The following is an 11,546-nucleotide window of genomic DNA, read 5'->3' as shown; positions in this document are numbered from 1 at the left end:
AGTTCCAGTTTTGCACTTTTGGGAACTGATATTGGCACGAAAAAGGCGGCCCGCGACAATGGAAATTGAACCTCTTAACTTTCAATTCCTTTGGCACGGAAGCCGCCCAAGATGGAACTTACCAATTCATTCGAGACTTTGCTACGTACGTTTTCGCCAGTTTTCACCGAACCGAGTTTTGCGACGTTTCGATTGCTGATGACGGGGTGGATCCTGTCAATGCGGCATCGCTATGTCACCGACTTAATTGTCACAAGTGACTCCGTTGGCAATGGTCATTTCTCCGATTACCACCGGTTCTTTTCTCAAGCCGTTTGGAACATCGACCACCTTTGGAAGCTGCTTGCACATTTGATCGTGAATCACTTGATTGGCGACGACGCCACAATTGTGCTCGCGGGCGACGACACGTTGTGTCGCAAACGCGGACTGGGAATCTTCGGAACTGGCATGCACCACGACGCGCTGAGCTCTTCCAAGTCCAAGAAAATTTGCCACTGGGGCCACGACTGGGTCGACCTCTGCATCGTGATTTCGAATCCTTGGTGGGCACCGACGAAAGTTTTCGCACTTCCCATTTGCATGCGGCTGTATCGCAACAAGCAAGGGCTTGCCAAAGGCAAACGCAAGAACGCGAAGAAGCCAACCGCCAGCCAAGTTCGTGCAGCATCGAAGAAAGCCAAACAAGCTGCAGAAAAGAAAAAGCAGGCTGCCAGGAACGCCAAGCGTTCTCACAAAGTCGGCGCAAAATCCCACAAAACACGGCCTGAATTGATGGCCGAGATGCTAACGTTGGTCGCATCTTGGTTCCCCAATCGACGGTTTATTCTTGTTGTTGACAGCCTTTACAGCGGCAAGAGCGTGCTGTCGAAGTTGCCGGAGAACTTCGATTTGATCGGTCCGGTTCATGCCAAAGCCGCGTTGTATGCGCCGGCTCCCAAGGAAACACAAGTTCGTCGTGGTCGGAGTCGAAAGAAAGGGGATCGTTTGAAAGATGCCGCCGCGTGGGCAAAAGACAAGACACGTTGGCAGACACTTCACTACGATCAATACGGCTTGCACGGATCGCTTCGAGTCAAGACTCGCACGGGCTTGTACTACAAAGCAGGCAACGATCGACTGCTTCGATTGGTGCTGTCGCAGGACACTGTGGGCCAACGTCCGACGCGGATCTTCTATTGCACCGATGTGTCGATGACTCCGAAAGAGATTCTCTCGATCTTTTCGCAGCGTTGGTCGATCGAAGTGACACACTTTGACTGCAAGCAACACCTTGGCTTGGAAGATCCGGCCAATCGGACGCCGCTGGCAGTGCAGCGAACCGCCCCGATGGCGATGTTTTTGTACAGCCTGACGATTGTGTGGTTCGCGACCGAAGGACATGCTGATTTGCAGTTTCCCAATCGGCCCTGGTACGATTGGAAAAGCGAACCGAGCTTCGCGGACATGCTGACGACGTTGCGCCGCAAAAGCTGGGACGAGAAATTATCGAAGGTGTCGCTGGCAACGACACCCGATGATAATTCGGCGACCTTGCTCACGTTCCTGGCAACGCTCGCCGGATAGAGCATCTAAAAGTGCAAAACTGGAACTTAGCGGTATTGGCCGTAAGGCCGCGGGCAAAACCTGGATGCCCGGCCGCTTACGCGTCGCGGCTCACTAAATCGACGGGGCGCGAGCCCTCCGGTCTTTGACGCTGACGATCAGGAAGGATCGACCGCCCGGAAGGGCCGTCGTCGATCAGAGCAGCGATGGACGAACCGGACACCGCTGCCGCTAGGGCAACACGTACCACTGAATCGCCAGGAAGTGACAGAGCGCCGCGGAGATGACGAACAGGTGCCAGACGACGTGCAAGTATTTGAACTTGTGATCGTTCAGCAGCACCAGCACCCCCAGGGTGTACAACACGCCGCCGAGTAACATTCCCCAGCCGAGGCCCGATGGCACGTTGCCATACAAAGGAATCGCCGGCAGCCACCCGAGTAAAAGGTAGCTGACGGTCGCCACGTTGTTGACGCGATGACGCATCAGTAACTTGCCGGCGATGCCGGCAAACGCCGCCACCCAGATCGCCGCCAACAAGGGCGTGCGGACTGCGTCGGGCGCGTAGCGGAACACAATCGGCGTGTAGGTCCCCGAGATCATCGCGTAGATCATCGCCTGGTCCCAAGCCCGCAACGTGTCCAACAGCGGTTGCTGCAGGATCGCGTGGGACAACGTTGAAAACGAAAACGTCGCGAACACCGATGCGATGTACGCCGCGCAGGCCAACGCCAACCCGGCCCCGTCAGGCAACGCCTCAAGCACCAGCCACGTTCCCAGCACCAGTGACATCAATGCCGCCAACCCATGCGTCAGCGCATTGGCCCACTCTTCACCGTGACGGACCGGTGCGTTTCCATGAGTTGGGACGGGTTCGTTCACAAAGCCTGATGCTCCGATATTCCTGGCGTTGGGGTCGCGGAACTCGCAAACCGTTGACCGATTTTATCAACCCTTTGGCGTAAGCCTACCGGGGCTCGACGCGGTTTCGTGGTCGTGGAGGCCCGGACGCTGACGCGAACCGGCTGATGTCAAGCGATGATCAGCCGTTTGGCGCGAGCCTACGGGCTCGGCGCGGTTTCATCGTCGTGGAGAGGAGGGAAGCTGAAAGCTTCCCGAATCGCAAGCTGGAAACTTACGCCACTTTTTGCTTGCGTCTACTTCCAGACCTGTGCCAGCGCGCCGGCCACCCGCGTGGCCCCGTAGTCGATCAGCCGCGTCGGCGAGTTCTTCAGGGTCGTGTCAACGGCGGGGTCGGCGTTCATCGCCGCAAAAAAGCACTCCCTCATCGCCGGATCGGCCAGATCAAACGAATGGGATCCCGAGACGATCGCCACGGATTGGGCGACGTTGATGGCGAGAAATTGAATCTCCAACCGCATCGGACTGTACGCATCGATCGACTCGATGTTGCAGTACAGCACCGTATCGACGAAGTGTTGATTGCCGAGTTCGACCAGCTTGCGTTCGTCAAATCGACCGCTGTGAATCGGAAAACAGGCTTCGCAGACCCGCCGCGGACTTTCAACCACGTCGACGCCGGCTTTTGCCCGCAGCGCGGCGGCCAAGGCTTGCATTAATGCCATCTGCTCTTTCAAGCGATCCTGGCCGTCCAAGGGCGCGACGATCAACACTCGATTCGGCTTCAATTGTCCCAACAGCGGTGACGTTCGCACCGGCTGCGGAGGACACTTCGGCGCCGCCGTTTTCCCCGTTGCATTGGTCGGTTCCTGGCAATGGCACGTCGCGCCGCACTCCCCCTTGCAGCGCGTCCACCAGCGCGGCGGACCGGCCGGCGACCACTGAATGGACCAAGCCAAGATCAAGGTCGAGGCGAGCAATCGAAGTCTAAAAGTATGCACGACACTAAGTCCCGTTCGCCGAAATCTCGCGTACCAACACATCGTCCAACTCTTCGCGGATCGATTGCAGCATCCGATCGGTTTCCATCAGATAGCGATTGTATTTTTGCTCCGCTTCGTTCAGCTTCGTTTGCAGTTCACGGTTGATCTGACGCGTCGCCTCGATCTCCTCATACGCCCCTTCCACGGCCTTGGTCGAACGCCCCAGCAACGTTTCCGTCTGGTCCAGTTTTTCCTTGAGCCGTTTGTTTTCGGCGTCCAGCATCGCCAACTTGGCTTTCAGGTCACCGTTTTCTTCGATCAATCGGAGCGCATGTTGTGTCGCCGTGATCTGGTTGTCGCCCAACACACTGCCCCGCGCCAGGGGCGCGTTGGTGTTGATCGAGCCGTTTGCCAGGCGCGTTCCCGGTTGCTCACCGCGATAGGCCATGCCGGACGGATTGGGATAGCGAGGATCCGCATAACCCTGTCCCTGACCGTAAGCTCTCTGACCATCCCAACGGCCGGTCGGTCCGCCTCCCTGTTGCCCCGCCGGATGCGGGATCTCGCCGGTCGCCAATTCGGCGATCGGTGGCGGCAAGGGCCGTTGAATCTGGTTGTACGCCGCTGGCCCGACGGCATGCTGCTCCGCTGATTCGGCCGCCCGCATCGGGTTCGGGCTGGCGTATGTCTCTGGTGCGTATGGCTCGTGTGGGTACTGTTGCTGTGCGTACTGTTGCTGTGCGTACTGTTGCTGTGCGTACTGTTGCTGTGCGTACTGTTGCTGTGCGTACTGTTGCTGTGCGGGCGGCTCTTGGAAGTACTGTTCTTGGGTGTCACGCTCGGGCTGCCAACGATTCTCGGCTGCGAAACCGCGGCTACCGTCGTCGTGCTGGTTGGTCGGCGGCACCCAACGGGGATGACTTTCCGCAGCGGTCGGACGGGTCGGCTGCGGAGTCCATTTGGGGTGGTACTGTTGTTGAGCGGGGTTTCCGGCTTGTACTTCACCGTTGCCAGCGGTGCGGCCATCGGCAGGGCCATGGCGGTCGTCAGCCCCCGTCGTGTCATTGGCGCCGCTCATCGATGCGTCATCGTTTGACGTGTTCTGTCCCTTGACGCCCAATGCGTTTTTCAGCTTTTGTTTGACGCTTTGTTGCAGCAGATCCAATTTTCGCAGCGCCGAATTGGGATTCTGCTCGCGGCGACTGTGATGCCGCTCTTGCGCCGGCGCCGTCGATCCGGACGCGAGGGTGGCCAGCAGCAACGAGACGGCGATCAGGGACCGGCGCGGCGCGCAGGCACGCTCGGCGGTGCCGTGGTCGCCCCTGGTCGTCGCGTGCCGTGCACGCTGTCGGTCATTGCTGCGGGTGTTAGTCACGTACTCGCTGTCTCGTCATAGCCGCAAATCACCGTGATCTCTTCCCCACAGGGGCAAGCGATGACGATCGATTCGATACGATTTCCGTCTTTGATCACTCGAACTTCTGGTTCGGCATTGCAGTGTTTGGTCGGCCCGACCCGGACGCGTGGTCCGCCGACCTTGGTGGTGCGTTCTTTCAACACGGTTGCTAGCTGGTCTTCCATCGAATTGCCTCCTTGAGTCTGAATCTCGCTGCGGCCAACAGGCGTGAGGTGCGCGATTCGGACAAACCCATCGCGGCCCCGATTTCCGCCAGGTTTAATTCCTCGCTGTAGTACAGCGTCATCACCAGGCGTTCCTTCTCTGGCAATTGCTCAATCAATTCTGCAAGCAGTTGTCCGATTTCTTCTTTTTCGGCCAGATCTTCCGGAGAATCGATACTGGTCCGCCAAGTTTTGTGAACTACGTCAGAAAGATCGTTCCAGTCGTCAGGCTTGATGAACCGCATCGCTTCGAGACATTCCAAAACGACATCGATCGGCAGGCTAGAGCGTTCGGCGAGTTGTTCGGGCGTGATCGGCGGCTCGAGCGTCTCACACAGTTTTTTGATCTTGCCGACATGACGCATCATGCGGGGTGAGACCGGAGACTGTTTGCGCAATTCATCAACGATCGCGCCGCGGATCCGTGGATAGGCGAACGTTCGAAACGCGACCCCTTGCTCGGCATCAAAGCTGGCGGCGGCTTGGACCAGCCCCAGGATTCCGGCGGAGTGGAGGTTTTCCCGATGATCATCATTCCTGCTAAAGAATGTCATCGTGCTGAGAATCCGCCCAACGTAGTCGATGTTATCCAGCACCAGCCGATCGCGGTCGGTCTGTGCGGACGGTTTGTAGGTCGTTTCGATCGTCGCTTTCATAACGAAGCCGCTCAGTCCTTGTAGTCCGCGTCAGCGAGTCGAATCACTCCAACACCGATCGAGACGACCGATCCGACCAGGACCGAGGACACGATGGCACGCATCAGAATGGTTGATGATTCCAGCCCCAGGATGACGCCGACCAAGGTCACCGCGACCGCGGTCAACAGGGCGATCAACGTCCCCACCGGAAACGCCTTTTGACGCCGGAACGATGCACGCCGAGTTGTTGACTTTCCGCTCATTTACGCCCTTCTTGATTGCCGTCTTTGCCGTGCAGCCCGAGTACGAACGGGTCGGGTGAGGGATTCTCGCCATCTCCCAAAACGTCTTCGTAGCGGATCATTCCCACCGACTCGATGCGCATGTCGGAGGGGACCTCGCTGTAAGCGACCACACTGATTTCCGGCAACGACCGGAAGATCGTTCGGTGCAGCGGGAAGCGAACCGACGAATCCACCAACACGGTCGCCATCTGGTTTTTCAATCGCGACGCTTCCCATTTCGCTTGCAGTTCCATGATCAAGCGTTCCAGCTGATCGGGACGCAACACGATCGCGTCGCCATTGAGGTGTTCTCGGAAATAATGTTCCAATCGCGGCTCCAGGATGATGACCCTCACGTTTCCGTTGCTGTCACGGAACCGGTCACAGATGATGTGGCCGATACCGCCTCTTATCTTTTCGGTCAACTGAACGGGGTCTTTGATTTGGGGACCGAATTGAACCGCCGATTCAACGATTTTTTCTAGGGCGGTGATGGAGATGCGTTCGCGGAGCAGATTCAACAGCACTTGATGCAGGGTGGCCGGACGCACCGTATCCGGTTTGATTTCCTCGACCGTCGTCGGCGCGATCTCCTTGAGTTTCTCTAGCATGGATTGAAGGTCTTGTCGGCTCAAAAGTTCGTGGGCGTGCTTCCGCAAGCATTCGCTCAGGTGCGTGATCAACACAGTCGGCGCGTCGACGACGGTAAACCCTAAAACCTCCGCCCGACGGCGCTGCGATTCCGGAATCCATTTGGCCGGCAGGTCGAACGCGGGGTCCCGGATCGGCTCACCCTCCAGTTCCGCATTGATGCTGCCTGGATTGATCGCCAGATAGTCGTTGACGAACACCTGCCCCCGCGCGATCTCACGCCCGCAAATCAGAAAGCGGTATTCGTTGACACCGATTTGCAGGTTGTCGCGGATCCGCGCCGCGGGCACCCAGAACCCGTGCTCGATCGCCACGTCTTCACGCAACGTCGAAATCCGTTCGGCGATGCCCTTGCCCCGCTTCGGTTCGGCAAGCGCGATCAAACCGGCACCGATTTCGATGATGATCCGTTCGGGTTGGACAAACTTCTGCAACCCCTTCTCTTCGGGTGTCTCGGTCGCCGCGACGACTTCCGGCTCTCTCTCGGCTTCCTCGGTTTTGGCCGTCTCGCGTTGCTTGGCGAAAAAGACAAATGCGAACACCGCAGCGGCGAGCAGCAGGAAGGGAAATTTCGGAAAGCCCGGCGTGAACGCGATCAACACCAGGATCATCGGGCCCAGGAACAAGGACCGATACGCACCGGAAACCTGTTCATTGATTTCGTCGCCGAGGTTGGACTCGGATGCCGACTTGGTGACCAGGATGCCCGCGCTGGTGGCGATGATCAGTGCCGGGATCTGCGACACCAGTCCGTCACCGATCGTCAAAATCGAATAGACTTGCAGAGCGTCGGTGATCGCTTGACCGTCGCTGACTCCCAGCACCACGCCGCCGAGGATGTTGACGATCATGATGATCAAACCGGCGATCGCATCACCGCGGACGTACTTGCTGGCACCGTCCATGGCACCGTAAAACTCCGCTTCTTGGGTCAACCCCTTGCGTCGATCCCGCGCCTCTTTCTCGTCAATCGCACCGCTGTTGAGTTCGGCATCGATCGCCATCTGCTTTCCGGGCATCGCATCGAGTGTGAACCTGGCATTGACCTCGGAGATCCGCGTCGCCCCCTTGGTGATCACGATGAACTGAATCGTGACCAAGATCAAGAAGATCACCACGCCGACGACCAGGTTTCCGCCGACGACAAAATCCCCGAACGTCAACACGATCTTGCCGGCATTGGCATCGAGCAGGATCAAACGCGTCGTGGCAACGTTCAACGACAGCCGGAACAGCGTCAGCAACAGCAACAGCGACGGAAAGGATGCGATATCGAGGGGCTTTTTCGCGCCCAGGGTGACCAACAGCAACAAGATCGCCGCGGCGATGTTGCAGGCCAGAAACATGTCCAGCAGGAACGTGGGCAAGGGGATGATCAGGACGACCAGCATCGCGAGGAACGAGGCCGAAAGCCAAAGCTCACTCCGCTGCAGAAATCCGAAATTGGAATCCGTGTCTTTCATCGATTTGTACGCGCCCCGCCCCTAGGCAAAACTTGCGACCAGTGCTTTTGAAATCAATTGCCAGCCGTCAACGAGCACGAACAAAAGCAACTTGCAGGGCGTCGAAACAACCACCGGGGGCATCATCATCATCCCCAACGCCATCAAGATCGTCGAAATGACCAGATCGATCAGCAGAAACGGGATGTAGATACAAAACCCCATAATGAATGCGGTTTTCAGTTCGCTGATGATAAACGCCGGCACCGCGATCTTCAGCGGCGTGTCCATCCGCTGGGACGGCGGCGGCGTCTCGGACAGTTCAAAAAACAACCCCAGATCGTTCGTCCGTGTGTTCCGCAACATGAACACCTTCAGCTCTTCCGACGCAATCTTCCATGCGTCGACGAACCCGAACGTCGGCTCTTCATCCGGACCGGCCGCTTCCTGAGCCTCCAACAACGGGATCACCGCGTTGGCATGAATCTTCTCAAACGTCGGCGCCATCACGAACAGCGTTAAAAATAGGCTCAACCCCATCATCACCTGATTCGGTGGAATCTCTTGCGTGGAGAGCGCCCGTCGTACGAAGGACAACACAATGATGATTCGCGTGAATGCCGTGACACTGACCAGCATCGCGGTGGCAAAGCTGAGCGCACCGAGCAACACCGCCACCTGCAACGGCGGCGCAAGATCCGAAAACAGCTGCGACGGATCGCTGGCTGCTTCGGCGGTTGTCTGGGCGATCAAGGCGAAATCCATTTCAGTCCTCGGTTTGATCAGGCGGCTTCTTTTGACTTCGTCAAAAGCAACCGGATCAGGTTCTCATCGATCTCTGACGTCGACGTCTTGTTGACACTGCGACGCGACGTCTGGCGGCTGGCAACGTTTCCACCGGCCCGGGCGGACTCCGATTCTTTCTGCCGGCCAAAGGCTTCGGGTTCTTCCAGCGCGTCCTCGAATCGTGACGGCAGCACGCTGACCGATTTGATCCCCCCGCCGTCGACGGCGACCAGAATCTTGCTGGCCATCGAATCGACCAGATACAAACTGACGCCGCGGGTGACCTGCAACACCTGGTCGATCTTCAACCCGGCCAAGTCGGCCGGCGTGTCTTGGCGGCCACCCTGTTTGCCTTTTTGAATCTGGCGGACGAACAAGATCCCGCCGACGGCCAGGGCGAGCACAAAGACCAGGTTGATCCCGATCCGGCTGATCATCTCCGTCGCATCGGCCTGCTCCGGTTCCGGTGCTGCATTTTCACGTTCGATGAACGATTGATAGTGATCTTGGGCATTCAGCCGATCAAGACTCTGTCGCGACTGCAGTTCGTGCTGCTGCCCGGAATACAGGTCGTTGACGTGATCGTTTGACTCGAAACTCGCCTGACGCACCGACATCGGTTGGGGACGCAGCGCAACGACCTGTTCGGCCCCACCGTCGAGACGGTTGCCCGAAGGCCGCAGCGGACTCGCCGGAATTTCGGATCGACCATCCCGGTCGACCGAACCGATGTCGCCCGAGAGCACCCCGCGGCGAATGCTGACCGTCGACTCGCCGCGTGAGAGTTGGTCGACGATTCCGCCGAGTGGTCGCGAAGAGCGAGTTTCAGGTTCGGCGTAGCGTTGACCGTGCGCGACCGTCGCCAGTGACGATGAAATCAGGAGTGCGTAAAAAACGCACATCGATTTTCGGGTGAAGCGGAAAGGCATGTTGACGTCCATGTGAATGCCGATTCATTTGACCTAAGAGGGATAGATTTGCTTGATTCGAATCGCGAATTGATTGTCAATCACGACTACCTCGCCGTTACCCATGGGAACACCCTGAGCAACCAACTCGACCGGCGCGCTGATGGCCCGGTTTAATTCAACCACCGACCCCTCCGCCAGTCCGATTAATTCTTGAATCGTTAATTGGGTGCGTCCCAATTCGGCCGCCAGGGTGACGTGGACTCCCCCGAAGCGGGAGAAATCGAGGTCTTTGGAGGGTTGCGGAGGATTCGGTTTGAGCGCTTCAAACTCTGGAATCGAGTCGTCGACTTGCTCTTCTGACGTTTGAGCTTGGGCGTCCTCGGACGTCGCTTGCGGCTCGTCGGAGACGGGCGTTTCTGTCTTGGGTTCAGCCATGAATCAATTCCTTCGTCTACTTGTTCAAACACTTTGAAACTTGAACGGCCTGTTGTTTGCCCAACCGGCCGGCCCAGCACTGGAAGGCCGGTTCGCCATCGACGTGGGACATCATCGGTTCGTCGATGCGTTGATCCAAAATGATCAGCTCGCCGGGCTTGAGCTTGCCCAGATCGGACATCGGGATCTTGGCCGACCCCAGCATCGTGACGACTTCCAGGGGCAACTGGCCGATCAATTCCTTGGACGGCGTGGCGGGTTCTGCACCAGCCCGATTGTCGACCGTTTCGTCGAGCAATGCCGGCAATTTCTGCTTCGGCAACAACCAATTCAACGTCGCCGTACCGCCCTTGCATTCGATTTCGATGCAGACCTTGGTGACCAGATCTTTGCCGCGGAAAAGACGGAGCTTTCGGGCGTCTTTCTCCAGATCCGTCACTTCGATCTCCAATTCCCCCAGGCCCATCCAGCCCCGGCTGATCGATTCGGCGACCCGGTTGATGAAGTAGTTGGACAGATCGGTTTCGATGGCACTCAGGTCCCTGTCACCGCCCTCATCCGTGGCTTCCAAACACAGCAAATCGGACAGGATGATGCGGAACTGATCGCTGGAGCCGTACCAGACCGTTGGCAGCCGGTCCTTGATCTCGGCGACGCAACACAGGTCGTGCCGCGGGATTTCACTGAGGATCTTGTCGTACGATTCGGTCGTGATCGCTCCCAGATCCAATTTGGCACTGAATCCGGTCGCCTCGACCCAATAGTCCGAGAAGAACGACGTTGACTTCGAAATCCAAGTTCGAATGGCAACGGCAGTGTCATCCAGAGCAGCAATGTCACGAAAATCGAACGGACGCACGTTCATTGAACCTTGAAATCCTGGAAAAGGACATCTTGAATCCGCTCGATGCCGTCGGTGAACAGCATCGCGTTGAATTTGTCATGGATTTCACGCCGCAGCAGGTTGTGGCCGAGTTTCCCGCGGACGTCTTCCAGCTTTTTGTCACGCAGATGTGCGATCAGCCAGTTCTTCAGGACAACGTTCTTGTCCTCCACCAACTTGCTGATCGCCTCCTGTTGCGAGGCCGCGATTTGCAGGGAGAACGTGCAGGTCAGGTACCGCGAATACCGGTCATCGTTCAAATTGACCACGACTTCGTCAAAGTCCACGAACGCCAGCTTGTCATCGGGTTCGGGGATATCCATGCGGTCTTCATCGACCGGGCTGCGGTGGGCCGACTTGGGATCCGAAGGCAGCACGAACATCGGCACCGCCACGCCGGTTCCGGCGCCCATCACAAAGACCGCCCCCCAGATGACGAGCTTGGAGAGCATGCCGGATTTCTTTTTGTCGTCCGCTCCGGACTCGTTGTCGTCTGCCATGAATCGT

General features: G+C 57.8%; 13 protein-coding genes. 1 reads left to right on the top strand and 12 read right to left on the bottom strand.

The genetic code is table 11. The features are described 5' to 3' along the window. Window positions 1–111 precede the first annotated feature (111 nt). Window positions 112–1,566, top strand: coding sequence for an IS701 family transposase (locus NZK35_RS11045; RefSeq protein ID WP_259632590.1), 1,455 nt, complete (start codon window positions 112–114; stop codon window positions 1,564–1,566). A 210-nt stretch (window positions 1,567–1,776) separates the two neighbouring features. Here the strand turns inward: NZK35_RS11045 and trhA are convergent, their stop codons facing one another. From trhA to NZK35_RS10985, 12 genes are all read right to left on the bottom strand, one after another. Continuing rightward, the gene (trhA, locus tag NZK35_RS11040; protein WP_259632589.1) at window positions 1,777–2,427 is read right to left on the bottom strand and encodes a PAQR family membrane homeostasis protein TrhA; all 651 of its coding nucleotides are present in this window, start codon (window positions 2,425–2,427) and stop codon (window positions 1,777–1,779) included. A gap of 275 nt (window positions 2,428–2,702) precedes the next feature. Then, window positions 2,703–3,407: a hypothetical protein gene (locus tag NZK35_RS11035; protein WP_259632588.1), complete on the bottom strand. Its 705-nt coding sequence runs from the start codon at window positions 3,405–3,407 to the stop codon at window positions 2,703–2,705. Window positions 3,408–3,411: 4 nt separating this feature from the next. Continuing rightward, a complete protein-coding gene (locus tag NZK35_RS11030) occupies window positions 3,412–4,764 on the bottom strand; it encodes a hypothetical protein (protein WP_259632587.1) in 1,353 nt (450 codons plus the stop codon). Beyond that, complete coding sequence (locus tag NZK35_RS11025; RefSeq protein WP_095739597.1) at window positions 4,761–4,970, bottom strand: hypothetical protein; 210 nt, start codon at window positions 4,968–4,970, stop codon at window positions 4,761–4,763. The genes NZK35_RS11030 and NZK35_RS11025 overlap by 4 nt, the downstream gene beginning before the upstream one ends. Next, on the bottom strand, window positions 4,955–5,665 hold the full coding sequence (locus NZK35_RS11020; protein WP_259632586.1) for a sigma-70 family RNA polymerase sigma factor: 711 nt from the start codon (window positions 5,663–5,665) through the stop codon (window positions 4,955–4,957). The genes NZK35_RS11025 and NZK35_RS11020 overlap by 16 nt, the downstream gene beginning before the upstream one ends. Before the next feature lie 11 nt (window positions 5,666–5,676). After that, window positions 5,677–5,910 carry a hypothetical protein gene (locus NZK35_RS11015; protein WP_143547972.1) on the bottom strand — a complete coding sequence of 78 codons (234 nt, stop codon included), beginning with the start codon at window positions 5,908–5,910 and terminating at the stop codon, window positions 5,677–5,679. Beyond that, window positions 5,907–8,045, bottom strand: coding sequence for a flagellar biosynthesis protein FlhA (locus tag NZK35_RS11010; protein ID WP_259632585.1), 2,139 nt, complete (start codon window positions 8,043–8,045; stop codon window positions 5,907–5,909). Before NZK35_RS11010 ends, NZK35_RS11015 begins: the two co-directional genes overlap by 4 nt. A 21-nt stretch (window positions 8,046–8,066) precedes the next feature. Next, window positions 8,067–8,789, bottom strand: coding sequence for a flagellar type III secretion system pore protein FliP (fliP, locus tag NZK35_RS11005; RefSeq protein WP_145207340.1), 723 nt, complete (start codon window positions 8,787–8,789; stop codon window positions 8,067–8,069). A 17-nt stretch (window positions 8,790–8,806) separates the two neighbouring features. After that, the gene (locus NZK35_RS11000; protein WP_259632584.1) at window positions 8,807–9,739 is read right to left on the bottom strand and encodes a hypothetical protein; all 933 of its coding nucleotides are present in this window, start codon (window positions 9,737–9,739) and stop codon (window positions 8,807–8,809) included. Window positions 9,740–9,772: 33 nt separating this feature from the next. Continuing rightward, window positions 9,773–10,156, bottom strand: coding sequence for a FliM/FliN family flagellar motor C-terminal domain-containing protein (locus NZK35_RS10995; RefSeq protein ID WP_259632583.1), 384 nt, complete (start codon window positions 10,154–10,156; stop codon window positions 9,773–9,775). A gap of 16 nt (window positions 10,157–10,172) precedes the next feature. Next, the gene (locus NZK35_RS10990; RefSeq protein ID WP_259632582.1) at window positions 10,173–11,015 is read right to left on the bottom strand and encodes a FliM/FliN family flagellar motor switch protein; all 843 of its coding nucleotides are present in this window, start codon (window positions 11,013–11,015) and stop codon (window positions 10,173–10,175) included. 2 nt (window positions 11,016–11,017) lie between these two features. Continuing rightward, window positions 11,018–11,539: a flagellar basal body-associated FliL family protein gene (locus NZK35_RS10985; RefSeq protein WP_259632581.1), complete on the bottom strand. Its 522-nt coding sequence runs from the start codon at window positions 11,537–11,539 to the stop codon at window positions 11,018–11,020. Between the last annotated feature and the right edge of the window lie 7 nt (window positions 11,540–11,546).

Origin of the sequence: Stieleria sedimenti (assembly GCF_025060895.1) — a bacterium.
Taxonomy (GTDB): domain Bacteria; phylum Planctomycetota; class Planctomycetia; order Pirellulales; family Pirellulaceae; genus Stieleria; species Stieleria sedimenti.
The sequence above is the reverse complement of the archived record's forward strand: the minus strand, read 5'-3'. Positions and strand labels throughout refer to the sequence as shown.